The sequence below is a fragment of the Comamonas jiangduensis genome (assembly GCF_030162955.1).
Classification (GTDB): domain Bacteria; phylum Pseudomonadota; class Gammaproteobacteria; order Burkholderiales; family Burkholderiaceae_C; genus Comamonas; species Comamonas jiangduensis.
Window position 1 is genome coordinate 85397 of sequence record NZ_JARXOV010000010.1, and the last position, 19682, is coordinate 105078.

The following is a 19682-nucleotide window of genomic DNA, read 5'->3' on the forward strand; positions in this document are numbered from 1 at the left end:
GCCCGGTTGTGTCAGCAAAGTGTTAACCACGTTTCCAAGGGCGCGGGCCACCCAGCACGTGCACATGCAGGTGGTGCACTTCCTGGCCGCCTTCTGTGCCAGTGTTGACCACCGTGCGAAAGCCGCCATCTGGATAAGGGTTGCAGCCCTGCTCCAGCGCCAGCTGGGGGGCCAGCACCATGATGCGGCCCAACAGCGCCTCATCCGCAGGTGTCACATGCGCCAGCGAGAGCATGTGTTTTTTGGGCACGATCAAAAAGTGCACGGGGGCAGCAGGGTTGATGTCATGGAAGGCGAAAAGTTCATCGTCCTCATACACCTTGCGGCTGGGGATCTGGCCTGCAGTGATCTTGCAAAAAATACAGTGGGGGTCGTGCGCAGTGTGTGCGTGGTCGGTCATCGGAAACTCAATCTCTGTGTAGCGGAAGTATCAGCACAGGCACCCCAAGGTGCAGGCCTGAAAACTATGGATTGTCCACAATCTGCAAGGTCTCGCGCACCCCCACGTCATCGCGGTGCGCCTGCACCCAGCGGGCGCCTTCTTTGCGGCCCAGCGCAAACAGCTGCAGCAAAAAGCCCATATCTACGCGCGTTTTGCTGGCGGCGCCAAAATGGCTCAGGGCTGCGCCCCCATCAATGCGGTGCATCAGCACGCTTTTGTAGCGCGTTTTGTCCAAGCGCCCCTCAGCCAGCAAGCGGCGTACAAAGTCAATCGCCCGCAGCTCACTGAGCAGGCTCGCGTTGAACATCACCTCATTCATGCGCTCGGCAATATCGCCCGCCGTATCGGGCACGCTGTCATGCTCGATCGGGTTGATCTGCACCAGCAGCATGTCGCTGCAATTGGTACGGTAAATCAGGGGGTACAGCGCCGGGTTGCCGGAAAAACCGCCATCCCAATAGCGCTCACCCTCAATTTCTACAGCCTTGTACAGCTGCGGCAGGCACGCAGAGGCCATGACGGCGTCCGCACTCAGGCGGTTGCCGCTAAAAATTTCGCCCTTGCCCGTGCGCACATTCGTGGCACAGACAAACAGCTGGGGCATGCCCTCCACATCCCAGGCTCGGGCCAGCAAGCCAAAGTCCACCACGCGCTCAAGCAGCTTGCGCAGCGGATTGATGTCCAGAGGATTGGTCTGGTAGGGCGAGAGAAACTGGCTCATCATGCCCATGAGCGGGTTGCTCATCACGGGCACACCCAAGGTGAAAGCGCCCATCGCCCCGACGCCCTCCCACAGCTTGCGCAGCGCTGCGCGCGCTTGCTCGCAAGCTTGTGCCTGGCGCGCTACGGGGTCTTTGGGGTGGGCCAGCGCTGCAGATGCAAAGCCTTGCGCCAGCGCCACCGCATTCATGGCACCCGCGCTGGTGCCACTGATGCCGGGAAAGCGAAAGCCACCGTCTTCCAGCAAGGCGTCGAGTACGCCCCAGGTAAAAGCCCCGTGCGAGCCACCCCCTTGAAGTGCCAGATTCAGGCATTGCGGCTGGATTGCATGGGGCGGGCTCATAAGCAAGCTTTCAGTCGTTGCAGGCGAGGCTGGCGCGCGTTGCCGGTTACTGTGGCAAAGGCTCGTACTTGTTCATGGCGATCATGCCGCGCACGATGCGGTAGAGGAACCAGATGGAGATCAGCACCCAGGCGGGGTTAAACAGGAACAGTCCCAACAGGAAGAAGGGGAACGTCACCACGTAAAGCACCCCGGCCCAAATGACGCTGCGCAGCCGCCAGGAGAAGTGGCTCTCATGCCACGTGCCGCGTGCGTCTGAGCGTTTAACCAGGTCAATGACCAACGCCACCACCAGCACCAGCACGCTGATCTGCGCGCCGGGAATGACGGCCCCGATGGCCACGAGCAGATGGAGGATGTAACTGACCCAGCCCCAGGCCTGGAGGCCATCCAGCGTCGCTTGGTCTACCGCGCGGACTTCCACAATGTCATCGTTCACTCGGGGTTTCCTTCCTGCGCCGCCCGGTCTTTGGCTTTGCGCAAAGCTTTTTCTTCCAGCCCGCTGGTGCCTTCACGGCGCTCCAGCTCGGCCACCACGTCGGCAGGCGTGAGCCCATAGTGCGACAGCGCAATCATGGAGTGAAACCACAAGTCCGCCACTTCATAAAGGATTTTTCCTTTGTCAGCACCGGCATCCACATCCTTGGCCGCCATCACCACTTCGGTGGCTTCTTCGCCAATCTTTTTCAGGAAAGCGTCGGGGCCTTTATGCAGCAAGCGCGCCACATAGCTTTTTTCAGGGTCGCCGCCATTCACAGTTTTGCGGCTTTCAATGACGGCCGCAAGACGGGCCAAGGCACCTTCGACCGATGCAGGGTTGGTAGTTTCAGACATGGTGTTTATTTGTAGATGGAAGCGGGATCTTTCAAGACGGGGTCCATCGCCACCCACTGGCCGTCTTTGAGCACGCTGTAAAAGCAGGAGTGACGGCCGGTGTGGCAGGCAATGCCGGGCTCATGCCCTTCCTGGGTAATTTTGAGCAGTACGACGTCGTTGTCGCAGTCAATGCGCAACTCGTGCACAGTTTGTACGTGGCCCGACTCTTCGCCCTTGAACCACAGCTTGTTGCGCGAACGGCTGAAGTAGACAGCGCGGCCCAGCTCGGCCGTTTGGGCCAGTGCCTCGCGGTTCATCCACGCAAACATCACCACATCGCCGCTGCTGCGTTCTTGCGCAATCACGGGCACCAGCCCCTGCGCATCCCATTTGACTTGATCGAGCCAGCTCATAGGAATTCCTGTTTTGTATAGCTGCCAGCGCAGGCCAACAGCTAATTTGAATCACAAAACATACGTAAAGCCGCCTGGAACCTGCGCAAGCTGCTCTCAAAAACTTTTAACCGTTACAAACGCACCGGAATGCCGCGCTCGCGCATGCGTTCCTTGGCTTGTTGGATGGTGTACTCACCGTAGTGGAAGATGCTGGCGGCCAGCACCGCATCGGCGCCGCCCTGCTGCACGCCATCGGCCAGGTGGTCGAGGTTGCCCACACCGCCCGAGGCAATCACGGGCACGCCCACGGCATCGCTCACGGCACGGGTCAGCGCCAGATCGAACCCGCTCTTGGTGCCGTCTTTGTCCATGCTGGTGAGCAAAATTTCGCCCGCGCCACGCTGCGCCATTTCTTCGGCCCAGCGCACCACGTCCAGCCCTACATTTTTGCGTCCGCCATGGCTGTACACGTCCCAGCCGGGGCCCATGGGTGTGCCGCCGGGGCCGATGCGCTGCTCGTCCTCGGGCGTGCGGCGCTTGGCATCAATGGCCACGACGATGCACTGCGCGCCGTACTTGTCGCTGCAGGCGTTGATGGTGCTGGGGTTGGCAATAGCGGCGGAGTTGAAGCTGGTTTTGTCCGCGCCCGCGTTCAGCAGGCGGCGCACATCTTCCACGCTGCGCACGCCGCCGCCCACGGTCAGCGGGATGAAGACCTGACTGGCCACTGCCTCGATGATGGGCAGGATCAAATCACGGCCATCGCTGGTGGCGGTGATGTCCAGAAAGGTCAACTCGTCCGCGCCCTGCGCGTTGTAGCGCGCAGCGATCTCGACGGGGTCGCCCGCATCGCGCAGTTCCAGAAAATTGACGCCTTTGACCACGCGGCCACCGGTGACGTCCAGACAGGGAATGATGCGTTTTGCGAGCATGGAAAGATTTTTTCTATCGGTTGAACAGCGAACACCGGCAAACGCCCTTCAGGCGATCACCTGCAAAGTTTGGGCCGCCTGCCAGTGCTGACCGGGGTGCAGGGCCACCGGCTGGTTGATGGCCGCAGCTTCTACGCACAGCATGCGCATCCAGTCGGCGCCCTGCATATCGGGCAGCGTGGCGCACAGGGTGGGGCCGGGGTTCCAGACCACGGTCTCAGGCCATGTGGCGTCTTGACTGATCTGCAGCGTGCCGGCGGCATCGCGCAGCTCCAGCGGCTGGGCAATGCGGGCATACACCCGATCGACTTCTTCGCCCAGTGCCACCGCGCCGCTTTGCACCGCAGGTGAAAAGGCTTTTGCAGCATCCCAGAACGCCGCGCCTTCCAGCCCCTGCAAGGCTGCAATGTCTGCACCCTGCACCGCCAAGTAGGTGTGCAGCGCCCCCGTGAAGGCCAAGGCGCTGCTGCCAGTGTTGGTGGCCGACAGTGCAATGCGCAGCTGGTCGGGCGCCACCGTCACTGCCAGCTCGGCCCGCAAACCGTGCGGAAATTCGGCATGCAAAGGCGCAGCAGCCTCCCAGCGCCAGCGCGCCGTGATGGCATCGCCCTGCACCGATGCACCTTCGTAGTGCCACACGGTGCGGCGGGCCAGACCGTGCTTGGGCAGCGGGCCCCGCGCGTTGAACTGGGGAAAGCACACGGGCACGCCACCACGAATGGCCGCGCTGCCATCGAGCACGGCGCGCTCGGACAGGAACATGCGCTCGTGGCCGCGTGCCGTCCACGACAGCACTTGAGCGCCGAAATCAGAGACGCGCACACAGTCACCGTTGGGCAAGCTGATCTGCGTGCATGCAAGGCCGCGCCAGACTGTACGCGCGGCTTGGGGCTGGGTCATTCCGCGGCTTCTTCTTCGTCGTAGCCGCTGAGCTTGTCAGCCAGTTTCTGGCCTTCGGCAAAGTCCAGATCACCGGTGTAGATGGCACGGCCGCAGATCACGCCTTCAATGCCTTCATCTTGCACGGCGCACAACTGCTCAATGTCTTTGATGCTGGCCAGACCGCCCGAAGCAATGACAGGAATGCGCACAGATTGCGCCAGCTTGACGGTGGCGTCGATGTTGATGCCCGAGAGCATGCCGTCGCGGCCAATGTCGGTGTAGATGATGGAGTCCACGCCCCAGTCTTCAAAGCGCTTGGCAGTCGGAATCACGTCTTGGCCAGTCAGCTTGCTCCAGCCGTCAATCGCGACCTTGCCGTCTTTGGCATCCAAGCCCACGATGATGTGGCCGGCAAATGCGGTGCAGGCATCTTGCAAGAAGCCGGGGTTCTTCACGGCAGCGGTGCCGATGATGATGTACTCCATGCCGATGTCGATGTAGCGCTCGATCGTGTCCAGATCGCGGATACCGCCACCCAGTTGCACGGGGATTTCACCATCGACTTCTTTCAAGATGGCTTTGATGGCCGCCAAGTTTTTAGGCTGACCGGCAAATGCACCATTCAAGTCCACCAAGTGCAGGCGGCGTGCACCGGCATCCAGCCAGCGGCGCGCCATTTCGGCGGGGTCACCAAAGGTGGTGGATTGGTCCATATCGCCTTGTTTCAGGCGAACGCATTGACCGTCTTTGAGGTCGATGGCGGGGATCAGCAGCATGATGTGCGGGTGGCTTTGCCTAAATTCGGCCGAACAGGGTTGTGGCCGGGGTTGAAGAAAAAGTTACGGGTTCCAGTGCAAGAAATTGCGGTACAGCGCAATCCCATGGTCTGCGCTTTTCTCAGGGTGGAACTGCGTGGCAAAAATCTTATCGCGTGCCAGCGCAGATGCAAACCTTCCACCGTAATCTGTCTCAGCCGCGCAATGCGCCGCGTCAGCCGGGGCCGCATAAAAACTGTGCACAAAGTAGAAATACGCCCCATCGGGAATTCCTTGCCACATGGCATGGCGCACGCCGCCGGGTGCCGTCTGGAACACTTGGTTCCAGCCCATTTGCGGCACTTTGTAGCGGCTGCCATCAGGCTGAATGCGCCCCGCCAGATCAAAGCGTTTGACTTCACCGGGAATCAGCCCCAGCGAAGGCGTGTCGCCCTCTTCGCTGTGATCCAGCAGCATTTGCATGCCCACACACACACCAAACAGCGGTTTGGTGGCGGCGGCCTCCAGCACGGCTTCTTGCAGGCCCGAGGCTTTCAGCGCGGCCATGCAGTCGCGCATGGCGCCTTGGCCGGGTAGCACGATGCGGCTGGCCGCGCGCACTTCGGCCGGGTCTTGGGTGACGATGACGCGCACGTCCGTGCCTTGCGCTGCGGTCATGACCGCTTGGGAGACCGAGCGCAGATTGCCCATCTCGTAATCGACCACGGCCACGGTGTTGTTCATGGAACTCATAGCACTTTGCGCTTGTTGTTGCAGGGTTTCAACGCTTGAGCGCAGGCAATCGGTTGACTGACTTGCGCTAGCTGCTCACATTTTTTAGAGACTTCCCTTGGTGGAAGGGATCACGCCCGCCATGCGCTCATCGCGCTCCAGCGCAAAACGCAGGGCACGGGCGAAGGCTTTGAAAATGGTCTCGCACTGGTGGTGGGCGTTAAAACCCTTGAGATTATCAATGTGCAGGGTCACGCCGGCGTGGTTCACAAAACCCTGGAAAAACTCAAACACCAGTTGGGTGTCCAGCTCGCCAATGCGGCCTGCGGTGAACTTGCAGTCCATGTGCAGACCGGGGCGGCCCGAGAAGTCGATGACCACGCGGGAGAGCGCCTCATCCAGCGGCACGTAGGCATGGCCGTAGCGGCGAATGCCCTTCTTGTCGCCCACGGCCTTGGCAAAGGCCTGGCCCAGAGTGATGCCAATGTCTTCCACGGTGTGGTGGCCGTCAATGTGCAGATCGCCTTCGCAGTCAATGTTCAGGTCAATCAGGCCGTGGCGCGCAATTTGATCGAGCATGTGGTCCAGAAAACCAATGCCGGTGGCCAAGCGGGCCTTGCCGGTGCCGTCCAGGTCCACGTGGACGTAGACCTTGGTTTCGGCGGTGTTGCGCTGCACCTCCGCCACGCGGGAGGTGCAATCAGCGGCTGCGGTAGCGGTGGAGGGGACGAGTGCATGGCTCATAGCGATTCCTTCAAGGCTGCCAACATTTGGGCATTTTCTTCACGGGTACCCACGGTCAACCGCAGGCAATTGGCCAGCAGCGGGTGCATGGCCGAGACATTTTTTACCAGCACGCCGCGCTGCTTCATGGCGGCTTGGGCCGCGCCCGCATTCCGCACGCGCAGCAACACCATATTGGCTTCAGAGGGCCAGACTTTTTCCACCCCCTCCAAGGCCGTCAGCGCATCGATCAAGGGCTGGCGCTCGGCGCGGATCGCCTGCGCCTGCGCGGCGTACAAATCGGCCTGCTCCAGCGCAAAAATCGCGGTTTCACAGTTCAGCACGCTGATGTTGTAAGGAGGGCGAACTTTGTCCAGCTCATTGACGATGGCGGCAGGGCCAATCAGGTAACCCAGGCGCGCACCGGCCAGCCCAAACTTGCTCAAGGTGCGCATCAGCAGCACATGGGCGTTGCGCTCGGGCTGGGCGCGCATCTGGCTGATCCAGCTGCGGCTGGCAAAGGGCTGGTAGGCCTCATCCATCACCACCAAGCCACCAATCTGTGCCACGGCATCAATCACCGCCTGCACCTGGTCTTCGGGCCACAGCGTGGCGGTTGGGTTGTTGGGATAGGCAATGTAGGTGATGGCGGGCTTGTGCTCGGCAATCGCGGCCTGCATGGCGGGCACATCCAGGTCAAAGTCTGCCGTCAGCGACACGCCCACAAAATCCAGGCCCTGCAGCTGTGCCGACAGTGGGTACATCACAAAGCCGGGCATGGGCGCCAGCATGGTGGCGCGGCCAGCAGCGCTGGGCTGCGCGGTGGCGAGCGCCAGCATGGTAATGATTTCGTCCGAGCCGTTGCCCAGCAGCACCGCGCTGCCTGCGGGCGCTCCGGCGTAGTCTTTGAGCATTTGCTTCAAGACTTCCAGGCGCTCACCGGGGTAGCGGTTGATTTCCAGTGCACCCAGTCGTTCACCCAGCGCCTTTTGCAACGCGGCAGGCAAGCGGAAGGGATTTTCCATGGTGTCCATCTTCAGCAGACCTTGTGACGGCTGAATATGGTAGGCCGACATGGCGCGCACATCGGCGCGAATGCGTTGCAAGGCTTGGGCTTGGCTTGAAGCTGCTGACATGGGGTTCACACTTTCCAATTTCTTCTTCACTCAATGGGGCGCGGGAGCGGTCGTCTTGGCGGCGGCTCAGGCGCCTTGCGATCCTGCGTGCGGGGCCTGCTGCAGCGGGTGCACCATGGTGACACCGCCGTACTGCGCGCCGTGGGGCAAATGCAGGGTCAACATCCGTTCGCAGCCGCTGTGCTGCGCGCAGGCCACGGCCAAGCAGTCCGCAAACGGCAAGGCATGGCGCGCTTGCACGGCCCATGCGGTCTCCAGCGTGGCGGCATCGGTTTGCCAGGGTGTCCACGTCTGGTAGCGGCGAATGGCGGCACGCGCATCACCTTGTGGCAGCGGGGTTTCGGCGGTGGTGACCTGTTCGTAAAACTCTACCAGTGCCTGGTTGCTGGTGCGACCCGTGCGGCTGTGCCACAGCACATCCAGCCATGCCAGCACGGCGTGGTGCAAGGCGGGCTGGCCCACGTCTTCAGCGGCGATCAGCACCGAGGTATCGACGAATACGGGGTTCACGCCACACCTTTACTTTGTGTATCTTTGGGGCCTGCAGCGCGCTTACCACCTACGCTGCGCGCTGTGGTTTTAGGAGCATCCTTGGCTTTCCACGTGCGCTCATCGGTACGCCACGCCAGATAGGCGCGCTCATACGTGTCCTCGCGCCGCTGCATCTCGGCCATGAAGTCACCCAGCATGCGCGAGACACTGGTGCCGCGCCGCGCTGCCTCGATGCGTGCCCATTCCAGCACGCTGTCTTCCACGGTAATGGTGACGTTTTTCATGGCCCAAATGGTACACGAAATTCGTGTGACACGAAATTCGTGTCATCTTGGTGTGCGATGCCTGCAATCTAAAGCGCACAAAAAAGCCGCAGCACCTCGCGGTCTGCGGCTCTGGCACCCAGCATCAAGGCTGCGCTTATTTCAAACGCATCTCGGCGGCGCGGGCGTGGCCCTGCAGGCCTTCGCCGTGTGCCAGCACCGAGGCGATCTGACCCAGCACCTGGGCGCCCTGCGCGCTGACTTCGATGAGGGAGCTGCGCTTTTGGAAGTCATACACGCCCAGTGGCGAGCTGAAACGCGCCGTGCCGCTGGTGGGCAGCACGTGGTTGGGGCCGGCGCAGTAGTCGCCCAGCGATTCGCTGGTATAAGCCCCCAGGAAAATCGCTCCGGCGTGCTTGAGCGCAGGCTCCCAGCGGTGCGGGTCATTGCTGGAAACTTCCAGGTGTTCGGGCGCAATCCGATTGCTGATGGCGCAGGCCTCGTCCATATCGCGCGTCAGGATCAGCGCACCACGGTCATTCAGGCTCTTGGCGATGATGGCGGCGCGCGGCATCTCGGGCAGCAGGCGGTCGATGGCGGCTTGCACCGCGTCGATGTAAGCGGCATCGGGGCACAGCAAGATGGACTGTGCCAGCTCGTCGTGCTCGGCCTGGCTGAACAGGTCCATGGCCACCCAGTCGGCCGGTGTGCTGCCGTCGGCCAGCACCAGAATTTCCGAGGGGCCGGCAATCATGTCGATGCCCACCAGGCCAAACACGCGCTTTTTGGCGCTGGCCACGTAGGCGTTGCCAGGGCCGGTGATCTTGTCCACCTTCGGAATCGTGGCCGTACCGTAGGCTAAGGCCGCCACGGCCTGCGCGCCACCCACGGTGAAGGCGCGGGTCACGCCGGCCACATAGGCGGCCGCCAGCACCAGCGGGTTCTTCTCGCCCTTGGGCGTAGGCACGACCATGATGATCTCGGGCACACCGGCCACATGGGCGGGGATGGCGTTCATCAGCACGCTGGAGGGGTAGGCCGCCTTGCCACCAGGCACGTAGATGCCCACGCGATCCAGCGGCGTGACTTTCTGCCCCAGCAGGGTGCCGTCCTCGTCGCGGTAGCTCCAGCTTTCGCCGTTGGCCTTCTTTTGCGCCTCATGGTAGCTGCGCACCCGCTTGGCGGCAGACTCCAGCGCCGCGCGCTGCACGGCAGGCAGGCTTTCAAAAGCCGCCTTCAGCTCGGCCTGGGTCAGCTCCAGCGCGGCCATGGTGTCGGCCTGCAGGGTGTCGAAACGGGCGGTGTATTCCAGCACTGCGGCGTCGCCGCGCTGCTGCACATCGACCAGGATGTCGGCCACGCGCTGCTCAATCGCAGCATCCGTGTCGGCCGACCAATGCAGGCGCTGCGCAAAATCATGCTCGAAATTGGCGTCTGCGGTGGTTAGGCGGAGAGGTTTTGCTGCGATTTCCATAGTGCTTACTGCTTCAACAGTGGAGAGATAAATTAGTTGTTTTTGGCTTGCACAGCCTGCGTAAACGCATCGATGATGGGGCGCAGAGCGCGCTGCTTGAGCTTGAGCGACGCCTGATTGACCACCAAGCGCGAACTGATGTCGATGATCTGCTCCACCTCCACCAGGTCATTGGCCTTGAGGGTGTTGCCCGTGGACACCAGGTCCACAATCGCGTCGGCCATGCCGGTCAACGGTGCCAGCTCCATCGAGCCGTACAGCTTGATCATGTCCACGTGCACGCCTTTTTGGGCAAAGAACTCACGGGCAATCGTGGTGTACTTGGTAGCCACCTTCAGGCGTGCGCCTTGCTGCACGGCATGTGCATAGTCAAAACCATTGCGCACGGCCACACTCACGCGGCACTTGGCAATTTGCAAGTCCAGCGGCTGGTACAGGCCCTGGCCGCCATGCTCGATCAGCGAGTCGGAACCCGAGACGCCCAGGTCAGCACCACCGTACTGCACGTACACAGGCACGTCGGAAGCGCGCACCAGCACCACGCGCACATCGGGGCGATTGGTGTCAAAAATCAGCTTGCGCGACTTTTCGACGTCTTCAGTCACCTCAATCCCGGCGGCAGCCAGCAGGGGCACGGTTTCTTCAAAGATACGGCCCTTGGACAGGGCAATGGTGATGCTCATTTAGGAAACTCTTTCAATGTCAGCGCCCAGACCACGCAGCTTGGCTTCCATGCGGTCATAACCACGGTCCAGGTGATAAATGCGGTCTACCAGGGTTTCGCCCTTGGCCACCAGCCCCGCAATCACCAGACTGGCCGACGCGCGCAGATCGGTGGCCATCACCGTGGCGCCTGACAGCGGTGCGCCGCCTTCCACCGTGGCAACGCGGCCATCGGTGGCAATGTGCGCGCCCAGGCGCAGCATTTCATTGACGTGCATGAAGCGGTTTTCAAAAATGGTTTCGGTCACCACGCTGGTGCCTTCGGCCACCAGATTCAGCGCCATGAACTGCGCTTGCATGTCGGTGGGAAAGCCGGGGTACTCGGTCGTGCGAAAGCTCTGCGCCTTCACGCGGCCTTGGCTGCGCACGCGAATGCCGCCTTCTTCCGCCTGCACTTGCACGCCCGCGTCATGCAGCTTGTCGATGACGGCACCCAGATGGTCGGCGCGGCCATGGCGCAAGAAAGCCTCGCCACCTGTTGCCGCAACCGCACACAAGAAGGTACCCGCTTCAATCCGGTCAGCCACCACCGCATGCTCGCAGCCGTGCAAGGCCTCCACGCCCTGGATGGTGATGCGGCTGGTGCCGTGGCCTTCAATCTTGCCGCCCATCTTGATCAGCATTTCTGCCAGATCAGAGATTTCGGGCTCCATGGCCGCGTTTTCCAGCACGGTCTCACCTTCCGCCAGCGCAGCCGCCATCAGGAAGTTTTCCGTGCCAGTCACCGTCACCATGTCGGTGGTGATGCGCGCACCCTTCAGGCGCGTGCGGCCTGCGGGCAGGCTGGCGTTCATGTAACCGTTTTCCACGGTGATGATGGCGCCCATGGCCTGCAGGCCCTTGATGTGCTGGTCCACGGGGCGCGAACCAATCGCGCAGCCACCGGGCAGCGACACCTTGGCCTTACCAAAGCGCGCCAGCAGCGGGCCCAGGGCCAGCACCGAGGCACGCATGGTCTTGACCAGCTCATAGGGCGCTTCGGGGTTGTTCAGCCCCCCGGCGTTCAGGTGCACCGTGCCGTTGTCATCACGCTCGGCGGTCACCCCCATGTTGCGGATGAGCTTGAGCATGGTGGCCACGTCTTGCAGACGCGGCACGTTGTGCAGCGTAACCGGCTGGGCCGACAGCAGCGCAGCGCACAGCTCGGGCAAAGCCGCGTTTTTGGCGCCAGAAATCAGCACTTCACCGTGCAAAGCACGGCCGCCGCGAATCAGGAGTTTGTCCATGGCTTCAAGCCTTGAATCGAAATTTAAACAAAATCAGGCTCAAACCCATATGGATCAAGCACTAACAGCTATCTATTTATTTGGCTTTAAGCGGCTTTGGCCGCCCATTCTGCCGGGGTGAAGGTCTTCATGGACAGGGCGTGCACCTCATCCGTCTTGATGCGCTCACCCAAGGTGGCGTACACCAGCCGCTGGCGTGCCAGCAAGCGCTTGCCTTCAAATTCAGCCGACACCACGGTCGCATACCAATGGCGGCCATCGCCTTCCACGGCCAGATGTTCACAGTGCAAGCCGGCAGCGATGATGGATTGGAGGAGGTCAGCATTCATAGTGGTCTCTGTGCCGCAGCGCGCATGCTGACGGCGAAAAGTGGCGCGCGCCAGCGCACCACGGTCAATGGCGAATTTTGTAGCCAATGCGCAGCAGATGAATGGCCAGAGCGCTGACCACCAAACACGCCACGCCGACGATACCCAGACTCACCCACGGAGAGACATCGCTTTGGCCGAAGAAGCCGTACCTAAAACCGTCAATCATGTAGAAAAACGGGTTCAGGTGGCTGACCTGCTGCCAAAAAGGCGGCAGGGATTGAATGGAATAGAACACGCCCGACAGAAATGTCATGGGCATGATCAAAAAGTTCTGGAAAGCGGCCATCTGGTCGAACTTGTCGGCCCACAGCCCGGCGATCAGCCCCAGCGTACCCAGCAAGGCAGCGCCCAGCACCGCAAACACCACGATCCACAGCGGCGCAGCAGCCACCGCAGGCGTGAAAAACAGGGTGACGATGTACACACCCAAGCCCACCACCAAGCCGCGCACGATGGAAGAGCCCACATAGGCACAAAACCAGGCCCAATGCGACAGCGGCGTGAGCAAGATGAACACCACACTGCCCATGATCTTGCTTTGCACCAGGCTCGATGAGCTGTTGGCAAACGCGTTTTGCAGCACGCTCATCATCACCAGCCCGGGCACCAAGAACGCCGTGTAGCCCACGCCGTCAAACACTTGCACATGGTCTTCCAGCACGTGGCCAAAAATCAGCAGGTACAGCACCGCCGTCATTACCGGCGCAGCCACGGTCTGAAAGCCCACCTTCCAAAACCGCAAAATTTCTTTGTAGAACAGCGACGTCCAGCCTTGCATGGAGGGCAGCATCATGCAGCTCCCTTCATCACTAGCAGGAACACATCTTCCAAGTCCGCACGGCGAATTTCCATGTCTTCCATCACCACCCCGGCTTCACGCAAGGTGGCCAAAAAGCGTTCGATATCGTGGGGCCCCTGTGCGGGCAGCTGCACCACACGCCCGGTCACACGCGCCACGGGGGCCAGTGCTTCAGGCAACGCCTGGTCCGTCTTGAACTGCAATACGTTGGACGATGCGGTTTTGAGCAAATTCGAAGTCTCATCCAGCGCCACCACGTTGCCGTGCTTGAGCATGGCAATGCGGTTGCACAAGGCTTCTGCCTCTTCCAGGTAGTGCGTGGTCAGCAGCACCGTATGGCCTTGCTTGTTGAGCTTGCTGACAAAGTGCCACAGGGTTTGGCGCAGCTCCACGTCCACACCGGCCGTGGGCTCGTCCAGCACGATGATCGGCGGCTTGTGTACCAAGGCCTGCGCCACCAGCACGCGGCGCTTCATGCCGCCCGAGAGCTGGCGCATATTGGCGTGGGCCTTGTCGGCCAGCCCGAGGCTTTCCAGCAGCTCGTCAATCCAGGCGTCGTTGTGCTTGACGCCAAAGTAGCCGGACTGCAGGCGCAGCGTCTCGCGCACATTGAAGAAGGGGTCAAACACCAGCTCTTGCGGCACCACCCCCAGTTGCTTGCGGGCGGCTGCAAAGTCTGACTGCACATCCTGGCCCATCACGGTGATGCGCCCGGAGGTGGCCTTGGTCAGGCCGGCCAAAATGCTGATGAGTGTGGTTTTGCCCGCGCCGTTAGGGCCGAGCAGACCAAAGAACTCGCCCTCCGCAATTTCCAGGCTCACATGGTTGAGCGCCTGGAAACCACCTTGGGAGGTCGCGTAGGTCTTGGAGACAGATTGGATGGAAATGGCTGGCATGAGAGCCTGACATTCTAAGGCGCTCGTGGCCGCTCAGCCGAGGCCATGGTCTTGCACCCTTACGCCGCCTGGGGGGCCACAGCGGTATCGAGCAAAGGCATCACGCCATACACCTGCGCCAGCGACTGCAAGCTGCTGGTCCAGCCCTGTACGCGCAAGCTTTGCTGGCGCGCATGCGCCGCGCGCAGGCACGCCAGCAACAAGGCCAGGCCGGCCGAATCAAAGGACTGCACCCCTGAGGCATCCAGCACAATGTGCGCGCCCTGGGGCTGCGCCTGCATGCTGTGCAGCAGTTGTGCTTGCGCTGCCACCACGGTGTCAGCGGTTAGCACCGGCGCAAGTGCAATGGTGTGGCTCATGGCTGCGCTGACTTCGCGGTTTTGGCGTCGGCAGCGATGGTGCGACTGGCCAAGGCGTTGATCAGCCCGTCAATCCCACCTTTGTTCAACTCCTGCGCAAACTGGGTACGGTAGGTCTCCACCATCCACACGCCCAGCACATTCAGGTTGTAGATTTTCCAGCCCTTGCCGTCCGTGTTTTCCAGACGGAAGTCCAGTTGTACGGGCTCACCCTTGCCATGCACTTCGGTGCGCACCAAGACATCTTTATCCTCAGGTGCCGCGCGCAAAGGCTTGACCACTACGCGCTGGTCGCTCACCTGCTTCAAGGCACCGGCATAGGTGCGAATGAGCATGAGCTTGAACTCCTGCTGCAGGCGCTCACGCTGTGCCGGCGTGGCCTGGCGCCACTGGGGACCCACCGCAGCCGACGTCATTCGACGGAAGTTCACATGGGGCATGACGGTGTTGTCAACTACCTGTGAAATGCGCGCAATATTGCCATTGCGCAGCTCAGGGTCTGCCTTGATCGTTTCCAGAATATCGGCGGACAGGCGTTTAACCAGAGCGTCCGGGGTCTCTACAGCGGCCGTAACGACCGGCGCAGCCAGCCACAGTGCAGAAAAAGCGGCCACACCAGCGGCCAAAGTACGACGTTGCATCATTGTGATTCCTTACTTGCCAAGGCCTCAGGCCCTGGCCCTCGCTCAGTCGTCGAAGCTTTCGACGCGACCAGCGTTGTCATCATTGGACGAATTGGCAGCAGGATTGCGCTGCTTCAGATAAAAATCCCGTATCAAGGTGTAGCGATCCAGTGCTGCGGCATCCAGCGTATCGGTGGCATCCAGCAAACTGGCGCGCTTGCTCACCAGGCTCAAGCCCATCAAGCTATTGCGGTGTGATACGGGCTTCAAATCCGCCAGCACATAGCCTTGCCAGTCAATCGGCAGCGCCAGCGTGTCGCGCACGGTCGAGGGGCCAAAGAAAGGCAGCACCAGATAAGGCCCGGGCTTGACACCCAAGCTTGCCAAAGTCAAACCGAAGTCTTGCTTGTTACGCTCCACCTGCATCTCGGTCGCGATGTCCAGCAAGCCCCCCAGACCCAACACCGTATTGGTGGTGAAGCGCACCATGTGGTTGTAGGTTTGCTCACCATTGCCTTGCAAGGCATGGTTCACCATCGACCACAGGTCACCCAAGTTGGTGAAGAAGTTGCTCACCCCCGTGCGAACGGGCGAAGGTGTCACCGTCTTATAGGCCGTGGCCACAGGCTTTAACACCGCATCATCCACGGTGTCGTTGAACTTGGTCATCGAGCGGTTGTAACTCTCGTAAGGGTCTTGGGGGTTGGTGGCCTGCGTGGAAGCACAACCTGTCAACGCCAAACCCGCCACGACCAAGCAGGCGGCGCCTGCCTGGCGCCAGCGTGCGGACATTGCAAAGTGATTGTTTTGCATCGTAGATTCCTGTTTGTTGTTATTTCCCTGCCCCATCAGCGCCGCCTTCTTCAGCCTTGCTGTAGAGGAATTGCCCGATCAAATTCTCGAGCACCACGGCGGACTGGGTCGCCGTAATGCGATCACCGTCTGCCAAGTTGACATCGTCCGCACCCGCTTCAATGCCCACATATTGATCTCCCAGCAAGCCACTGGTCAGAATTTTCAGCGAACTGTCTTTGGGAAAGGCGTAGCGCTTTTCCATCGCCATGTGTACGGTAGCTTGGAAGGTTTTGTCATCAAACGTGATGTTTTCTACACGCCCCACCACCACACCCGCACTTTTGACGGCCGCTTTCGGCTTGAGGCCGCCAATATTGTCAAAGCGTGCGGTGACCTTGTAGCTTTCTTGAAAGCTCAGGCTCAGCAAATTGGCCGATTGCAGCGCCAAAAACGCCAGCGCCAGCGCGCCAATCAACACAAAGAGGCCGACCCATACGTCGTTTTTAGATGCCTGCATATCTCGTCCTTATTTGAATCTTTGCGCTTCAGATGCTGAACATCGAAGCGGTGAGCAAGAAGTCCAGCGCCAGCACAGCCAGCGAAGCCACGACCACCGTGCGGGTCGTAGCGCGCGAGACGCCTTCGGGCGTGGGTTTGGCGGTATAGCCTTGGTACAGCGCCACAAACGTCACGGCCACACCAAACACCACACTCTTGATGACGCCATTGCCCAGGTCATACCACCAGTCCACACCGGACTGCATCTGACCCCAGAAAGCACCACCATCCACACCAATCATCGCCACGCCCACCAGCCAGCCGCCCATCACGCCGACGGCAGAGAACACGGCCGCCAACAGCGGCATGACAATAAAACCTGCCCAAAATCGCGGCGCCAAAATCCGCTTGACCGGGTCGACCGCCATCATCTCCATGGCAGAAAGTTGCTCGCCAGCCTTCATCAGGCCAATTTCCGCCGTCAGCGCCGTGCCCGCACGGCCAGCGAACAGCAGCGCCGTCACCACCGGCCCCAGCTCACGCAGCAAAGACAGCGCCACCAGCAACCCCAAGGCCTCGGCCGAGCCGTAGCGCTGCAGCGTGTAATAGCCTTGCAGCCCCAGCACAAAACCCACAAACAGGCCCGAGACGGCAATGATGGCCAGCGAATAATTGCCCAGAAAGTGAATCTGATCCTTGAGCAAGTGAAAACGCCCCAAGGTGGCGGGCAGCATGCCCAGCAGGCGTACAAACAATGCACTGGCCTGGCCCACTGCCGCAAACTGACGGCGCGTCCACAACCCTAATGCAGCCACAGCCTTCATGCGCGGCCTCCAAAGTCTTGTTCCAAGCTCGGTGCCGGATAGTGAAAAGGCACGGGCCCATTGGGGCGTGCATGGATAAATTGCTGCACCAAAGCATCGGGGTTGGCCTGCACTTGCTCGGGTGTGCCCTGTGCCGCAATGCCGCCCGCGCCCAAAATCACCACGTGGTCGGCCACGTGGAAGGTTTCTTCCAGGTCGTGCGACACCACAACACTGGTCAGCCCCAGTGCATCGTTGAGGGTACGAATCAAGCGCGCAGCCGTGCCCAGTGAGATGGGATCCAAGCCCGCAAAGGGCTCGTCGTACATGATGAGCTCCGGGTCCAGCGCAATCGCGCGGGCCAGCGCCACCCGGCGCGCCATACCGCCTGAAATCTGGCTTGGCATCAAGTCACGCGCCCCGCGCAAGCCCACCGCGTGCAGCTTCATGAGCACGATATCGCGCACCATGGATTCGGGCAGCCGGGTGTGCTCGCGCAGCGGGAAGGCCACGTTATCCAGCACGCTCATGTCCGTAAACAATGCGCCAAACTGAAACAGCATGCCCATGCGCCGGCGCATGGCGTACAGCTGCGCGTTTTGCATCTGCCCCACATCTTTGCCATCAAACAGCACCTGACCTTGCTGGGCCTTGATTTGCCCCCCGATCAAGCGCAGCACGGTGGTCTTGCCACCGCCAGAGGCCCCCATCAGCGCGGTGACTTTGCCGCGCGGCACCTGCAGGGAGACGTCACGCAAAATGGTGCGATCACCATAGCCAAAGGTGACATTGCGCAGCTCCACTAAAGGTGCAGGGTGACTCATGCGGTGCAAATCTCAAGAAAAAGTGAAAGGCGACATTGTGCAGACAAGCCACATACCTGGCTGCATCGAAGTGCCAACAAACATACATCTCTGTATGTTTCTGAATGCGTGAACGGCGCTCAAAGCTCTAAAAAATATAGCTTTTAACGCCTGTCAGACAAGCATTTCAACGCATTTTGACACTCAAAAACCACAGCCTACGCTGCAGTTTTTTTACAACATATTCTGTAAAAATGCCCGGGTGCGCTCGTGCTGCGGATTGGCAAAAAAGGCTTCCGCCGCGTTTTCTTCCACGATGTAGCCACCGTCCATAAACACCACGCGGTTGGCCACTTCGCGGGCGAAACCCATTTCATGGGTCACCACCAGCATGGTCATATGCTCGTTGGCCAATTCACGCATAGTGCGCAGCACCTCACCGGTCAGCTCAGGGTCGAGGGCCGAGGTGGGCTCATCAAACAGCATGATGTCGGGGTCCATCGCCAGCGCGCGCGCAATCGCCACGCGTTGCTTTTGGCCGCCCGACAAGCGGTTGGGGTAGGCATCCCGCTTTTCAGACAGGCCGACTTTTTTCAGCAGCGCCTCGGCCTTGGGAACGATGTCGGCACGCTTCATCTTTTTGACCAGCATCGGCGCTTCAATCAGGTTCTCCAGCACGGTGAGGTGCGGAAACAGATTGAATGACTGGAACACCATGCCCATCTTGTGACCAATCTTGCGGATCTGGGCCTCTGGCACATAGTGCGCCTTGCCGCTGGCATCGTTTTGCGCCAGCACATCGCCCTCCACCACGACGCTGCCGCTGTCAATGGTTTCCAGGTGATTCAGGCAGCGCAAAAAGGTGCTCTTGCCGGAACCCGAAGGGCCAATCACAGCCACCACTTCGCCACGCAGCAAATCCAGCGATACACCGCGCAGCACCTCGTTACCGCCAAAGGCCTTGTGGATGCCTTGGGCAGAAATCATCACATCAGGCGTCATACTTGGCATAGCGTTTCTCCAGGTACTGGAAGCCCCAGGTCAACACCAAGGTCATCACTAAATAGAAGCAAGCGGCCACGATGAACGGCGTGGTCGTAAAGTCGCGCTGGACAATACCGCGCGCGGCGCGCAGCAGGTCGTTCAGGGCCAGCACGTAAATCAGCGAGGTGTCCTTGACCAAGGTGATGGTCTCATTGGACAGCGGCGGCAAAATGCGCGGCCACACCTGGGGAATGACGATGCGGCGCATGGTCTGGGCATAGCTCAGGCCCAGTACCTTGGCACCTTCGTACTGACCCCGATCAATCGACTGGATACCCGCACGGAAAATTTCAGCAAAGTACGCGGCGTAGTTCAGCGTGAACGCCACGATGGCGGCCGGGTAGTCGTCAAAACGAATACCAATCACGGGCACAAACGGCAGCGCGAAGTAAATAAACAGCATCTGCAGCATCAGCGGCGTGCCACGCATCAGCCAGATGTAACCACCCACCAACGCACGCAACCCAGCAAAGCGGGACAGACGCAGCAGCGCCAGCACCAGTCCCAGCGGGACAGACAGCACCAGCGTGATCGCAAAGAGTTTGAGCGTCACTACCGCGCCTTGCGACAGTGGCCCCAAAAGAGAAATAACGTAATCCATGAACAGGCCTTTAGCGCGACCGCTTAACGGGTGTCG

The 19682-nt window shown here is 60.7% G+C and carries 27 protein-coding genes; all 27 read right to left on the reverse strand.

Features of this window, described 5'->3' with window-relative positions; all coding sequences use genetic code 11:
• Positions 1 to 22: 22 nt before the first annotated feature.
• A complete protein-coding gene (locus tag QEP12_RS09710) occupies positions 23 to 400 on the reverse strand; it encodes a histidine triad nucleotide-binding protein (RefSeq protein ID WP_174862964.1) in 378 nt (125 codons plus the stop codon).
• A gap of 64 nt (positions 401 to 464) precedes the next feature.
• On the reverse strand, positions 465 to 1505 hold the full coding sequence (locus QEP12_RS09715; protein WP_174862963.1) for a patatin-like phospholipase family protein: 1041 nt from the start codon (positions 1503 to 1505) through the stop codon (positions 465 to 467).
• Positions 1506 to 1551: 46 nt separating this feature from the next.
• Positions 1552 to 1944 carry a DUF4870 family protein gene (locus tag QEP12_RS09720; protein WP_174862962.1) on the reverse strand — a complete coding sequence of 131 codons (393 nt, stop codon included), beginning with the start codon at positions 1942 to 1944 and terminating at the stop codon, positions 1552 to 1554.
• A complete protein-coding gene (locus tag QEP12_RS09725) occupies positions 1941 to 2339 on the reverse strand; it encodes a phosphoribosyl-ATP diphosphatase (RefSeq protein WP_284214106.1) in 399 nt (132 codons plus the stop codon). Before QEP12_RS09725 ends, QEP12_RS09720 begins: the two co-directional genes overlap by 4 nt.
• A 5-nt stretch (positions 2340 to 2344) precedes the next feature.
• Complete coding sequence (gene hisI, locus QEP12_RS09730; protein WP_219163725.1) at positions 2345 to 2734, reverse strand: phosphoribosyl-AMP cyclohydrolase; 390 nt, start codon at positions 2732 to 2734, stop codon at positions 2345 to 2347.
• 113 nt (positions 2735 to 2847) lie between these two features.
• Positions 2848 to 3648, reverse strand: a complete 801-nt coding sequence (hisF, locus tag QEP12_RS09735; RefSeq protein WP_174862961.1) for an imidazole glycerol phosphate synthase subunit HisF — start codon at positions 3646 to 3648, stop codon at positions 2848 to 2850.
• A gap of 48 nt (positions 3649 to 3696) precedes the next feature.
• On the reverse strand, positions 3697 to 4548 hold the full coding sequence (locus tag QEP12_RS09740) for a D-hexose-6-phosphate mutarotase (RefSeq protein WP_174862960.1): 852 nt from the start codon (positions 4546 to 4548) through the stop codon (positions 3697 to 3699).
• Positions 4545 to 5306 (reverse strand): 1-(5-phosphoribosyl)-5-[(5-phosphoribosylamino)methylideneamino]imidazole-4-carboxamide isomerase, encoded by a 762-nt coding sequence (gene hisA / locus QEP12_RS09745; RefSeq protein WP_174862959.1) that lies wholly within the window; start codon positions 5304 to 5306, stop codon positions 4545 to 4547. Before hisA ends, QEP12_RS09740 begins: the two co-directional genes overlap by 4 nt.
• Positions 5307 to 5369: 63 nt before the next feature.
• Positions 5370 to 6038: an imidazole glycerol phosphate synthase subunit HisH gene (gene hisH, locus QEP12_RS09750; protein ID WP_284214107.1), complete on the reverse strand. Its 669-nt coding sequence runs from the start codon at positions 6036 to 6038 to the stop codon at positions 5370 to 5372.
• Between the two features lie 84 nt (positions 6039 to 6122).
• Positions 6123 to 6761, reverse strand: a complete 639-nt coding sequence (hisB, locus tag QEP12_RS09755) for an imidazoleglycerol-phosphate dehydratase HisB (protein ID WP_174862958.1) — start codon at positions 6759 to 6761, stop codon at positions 6123 to 6125.
• Entirely contained in the window at positions 6758 to 7876 is a 1119-nt protein-coding gene (hisC, locus tag QEP12_RS09760; RefSeq protein ID WP_174862957.1) for a histidinol-phosphate transaminase, read from the reverse strand. The genes hisB and hisC overlap by 4 nt, the downstream gene beginning before the upstream one ends.
• 66 nt (positions 7877 to 7942) lie before the next feature.
• Positions 7943 to 8386 (reverse strand): PIN domain-containing protein, encoded by a 444-nt coding sequence (locus QEP12_RS09765; RefSeq protein WP_174862956.1) that lies wholly within the window; start codon positions 8384 to 8386, stop codon positions 7943 to 7945.
• Entirely contained in the window at positions 8383 to 8652 is a 270-nt protein-coding gene (locus QEP12_RS09770; protein WP_174862955.1) for a hypothetical protein, read from the reverse strand. The genes QEP12_RS09765 and QEP12_RS09770 overlap by 4 nt, the downstream gene beginning before the upstream one ends.
• Positions 8653 to 8788: 136 nt before the next feature.
• Positions 8789 to 10105, reverse strand: coding sequence for a histidinol dehydrogenase (gene hisD, locus QEP12_RS09775; protein WP_174862954.1), 1317 nt, complete (start codon positions 10103 to 10105; stop codon positions 8789 to 8791).
• A 32-nt stretch (positions 10106 to 10137) separates the two neighbouring features.
• Positions 10138 to 10788: an ATP phosphoribosyltransferase gene (gene hisG / locus QEP12_RS09780; protein ID WP_174862953.1), complete on the reverse strand. Its 651-nt coding sequence runs from the start codon at positions 10786 to 10788 to the stop codon at positions 10138 to 10140.
• Positions 10789 to 12054, reverse strand: coding sequence for a UDP-N-acetylglucosamine 1-carboxyvinyltransferase (murA, locus tag QEP12_RS09785; protein ID WP_284214108.1), 1266 nt, complete (start codon positions 12052 to 12054; stop codon positions 10789 to 10791).
• Between the two features lie 86 nt (positions 12055 to 12140).
• Positions 12141 to 12383 (reverse strand): BolA family protein, encoded by a 243-nt coding sequence (locus QEP12_RS09790; protein WP_174862952.1) that lies wholly within the window; start codon positions 12381 to 12383, stop codon positions 12141 to 12143.
• 64 nt (positions 12384 to 12447) lie between these two features.
• Positions 12448 to 13203 carry an ABC transporter permease gene (locus QEP12_RS09795; protein WP_174862968.1) on the reverse strand — a complete coding sequence of 252 codons (756 nt, stop codon included), beginning with the start codon at positions 13201 to 13203 and terminating at the stop codon, positions 12448 to 12450.
• 11 nt (positions 13204 to 13214) lie between these two features.
• Positions 13215 to 14120, reverse strand: coding sequence for an ABC transporter ATP-binding protein (locus tag QEP12_RS09800; RefSeq protein WP_284214109.1), 906 nt, complete (start codon positions 14118 to 14120; stop codon positions 13215 to 13217).
• A 59-nt stretch (positions 14121 to 14179) separates the two neighbouring features.
• On the reverse strand, positions 14180 to 14479 hold the full coding sequence (locus tag QEP12_RS09805; RefSeq protein WP_174862951.1) for an STAS domain-containing protein: 300 nt from the start codon (positions 14477 to 14479) through the stop codon (positions 14180 to 14182).
• Complete coding sequence (locus tag QEP12_RS09810) at positions 14476 to 15123, reverse strand: MlaC/ttg2D family ABC transporter substrate-binding protein (RefSeq protein ID WP_284214111.1); 648 nt, start codon at positions 15121 to 15123, stop codon at positions 14476 to 14478. The genes QEP12_RS09805 and QEP12_RS09810 overlap by 4 nt, the downstream gene beginning before the upstream one ends.
• A 42-nt stretch (positions 15124 to 15165) precedes the next feature.
• A complete protein-coding gene (locus tag QEP12_RS09815; protein ID WP_174862949.1) occupies positions 15166 to 15915 on the reverse strand; it encodes an MlaA family lipoprotein in 750 nt (249 codons plus the stop codon).
• Between the two features lie 19 nt (positions 15916 to 15934).
• Positions 15935 to 16414, reverse strand: a complete 480-nt coding sequence (gene mlaD / locus QEP12_RS09820) for an outer membrane lipid asymmetry maintenance protein MlaD (RefSeq protein ID WP_219163712.1) — start codon at positions 16412 to 16414, stop codon at positions 15935 to 15937.
• Between the two features lie 28 nt (positions 16415 to 16442).
• Positions 16443 to 17219 (reverse strand): lipid asymmetry maintenance ABC transporter permease subunit MlaE, encoded by a 777-nt coding sequence (gene mlaE / locus QEP12_RS09825; protein WP_174862948.1) that lies wholly within the window; start codon positions 17217 to 17219, stop codon positions 16443 to 16445.
• Positions 17216 to 18022 (reverse strand): ABC transporter ATP-binding protein, encoded by an 807-nt coding sequence (locus QEP12_RS09830; protein ID WP_284214112.1) that lies wholly within the window; start codon positions 18020 to 18022, stop codon positions 17216 to 17218. The genes mlaE and QEP12_RS09830 overlap by 4 nt, the downstream gene beginning before the upstream one ends.
• A gap of 213 nt (positions 18023 to 18235) precedes the next feature.
• On the reverse strand, positions 18236 to 19012 hold the full coding sequence (locus QEP12_RS09835; RefSeq protein WP_284214113.1) for an amino acid ABC transporter ATP-binding protein: 777 nt from the start codon (positions 19010 to 19012) through the stop codon (positions 18236 to 18238).
• The gene (locus QEP12_RS09840) at positions 18993 to 19646 is read right to left on the reverse strand and encodes an amino acid ABC transporter permease (protein ID WP_174862947.1); all 654 of its coding nucleotides are present in this window, start codon (positions 19644 to 19646) and stop codon (positions 18993 to 18995) included. Before QEP12_RS09840 ends, QEP12_RS09835 begins: the two co-directional genes overlap by 20 nt.
• Between the last annotated feature and the right edge of the window lie 36 nt (positions 19647 to 19682).

Excerpts from the sequence above, each read along its gene's own strand:
- QEP12_RS09710 (WP_174862964.1), bottom strand. The coding sequence starts at position 400 with ATGACCGACCACGCACACACTGCGCACGACCCCCACTGTATTTTTTGC.
- QEP12_RS09715 (WP_174862963.1), bottom strand. The coding sequence starts at position 1,505 with ATGAGCCCGCCCCATGCAATCCAGCCGCAATGCCTGAATCTGGCACTT.
- QEP12_RS09725 (WP_284214106.1), bottom strand. The coding sequence starts at position 2,339 with ATGTCTGAAACTACCAACCCTGCATCGGTCGAAGGTGCCTTGGCCCGT.
- hisI (WP_219163725.1), bottom strand. The coding sequence starts at position 2,734 with ATGAGCTGGCTCGATCAAGTCAAATGGGATGCGCAGGGGCTGGTGCCC.
- hisF (WP_174862961.1), bottom strand. The coding sequence starts at position 3,648 with ATGCTCGCAAAACGCATCATTCCCTGTCTGGACGTCACCGGTGGCCGC.
- QEP12_RS09740 (WP_174862960.1), bottom strand. The coding sequence starts at position 4,548 with ATGACCCAGCCCCAAGCCGCGCGTACAGTCTGGCGCGGCCTTGCATGC.
- hisA (WP_174862959.1), bottom strand. The coding sequence starts at position 5,306 with ATGCTGCTGATCCCCGCCATCGACCTCAAAGACGGTCAATGCGTTCGC.
- hisH (WP_284214107.1), bottom strand. The coding sequence starts at position 6,038 with ATGAGTTCCATGAACAACACCGTGGCCGTGGTCGATTACGAGATGGGC.
- hisB (WP_174862958.1), bottom strand. The coding sequence starts at position 6,761 with ATGAGCCATGCACTCGTCCCCTCCACCGCTACCGCAGCCGCTGATTGC.
- hisC (WP_174862957.1), bottom strand. The coding sequence starts at position 7,876 with ATGTCAGCAGCTTCAAGCCAAGCCCAAGCCTTGCAACGCATTCGCGCC.
- QEP12_RS09770 (WP_174862955.1), bottom strand. The coding sequence starts at position 8,652 with ATGAAAAACGTCACCATTACCGTGGAAGACAGCGTGCTGGAATGGGCA.
- hisD (WP_174862954.1), bottom strand. The coding sequence starts at position 10,105 with ATGGAAATCGCAGCAAAACCTCTCCGCCTAACCACCGCAGACGCCAAT.
- hisG (WP_174862953.1), bottom strand. The coding sequence starts at position 10,788 with ATGAGCATCACCATTGCCCTGTCCAAGGGCCGTATCTTTGAAGAAACC.
- murA (WP_284214108.1), bottom strand. The coding sequence starts at position 12,054 with ATGGACAAACTCCTGATTCGCGGCGGCCGTGCTTTGCACGGTGAAGTG.
- QEP12_RS09790 (WP_174862952.1), bottom strand. The coding sequence starts at position 12,383 with ATGAATGCTGACCTCCTCCAATCCATCATCGCTGCCGGCTTGCACTGT.
- QEP12_RS09795 (WP_174862968.1), bottom strand. The coding sequence starts at position 13,203 with ATGCAAGGCTGGACGTCGCTGTTCTACAAAGAAATTTTGCGGTTTTGG.
- QEP12_RS09800 (WP_284214109.1), bottom strand. The coding sequence starts at position 14,120 with ATGCCAGCCATTTCCATCCAATCTGTCTCCAAGACCTACGCGACCTCC.
- QEP12_RS09805 (WP_174862951.1), bottom strand. The coding sequence starts at position 14,479 with ATGAGCCACACCATTGCACTTGCGCCGGTGCTAACCGCTGACACCGTG.
- QEP12_RS09810 (WP_284214111.1), bottom strand. The coding sequence starts at position 15,123 with ATGATGCAACGTCGTACTTTGGCCGCTGGTGTGGCCGCTTTTTCTGCA.
- QEP12_RS09815 (WP_174862949.1), bottom strand. The coding sequence starts at position 15,915 with ATGCAAAACAATCACTTTGCAATGTCCGCACGCTGGCGCCAGGCAGGC.
- mlaD (WP_219163712.1), bottom strand. The coding sequence starts at position 16,414 with ATGCAGGCATCTAAAAACGACGTATGGGTCGGCCTCTTTGTGTTGATT.
- mlaE (WP_174862948.1), bottom strand. The coding sequence starts at position 17,219 with ATGAAGGCTGTGGCTGCATTAGGGTTGTGGACGCGCCGTCAGTTTGCG.
- QEP12_RS09830 (WP_284214112.1), bottom strand. The coding sequence starts at position 18,022 with ATGAGTCACCCTGCACCTTTAGTGGAGCTGCGCAATGTCACCTTTGGC.
- QEP12_RS09835 (WP_284214113.1), bottom strand. The coding sequence starts at position 19,012 with ATGCCAAGTATGACGCCTGATGTGATGATTTCTGCCCAAGGCATCCAC.
- QEP12_RS09840 (WP_174862947.1), bottom strand. The coding sequence starts at position 19,646 with ATGGATTACGTTATTTCTCTTTTGGGGCCACTGTCGCAAGGCGCGGTA.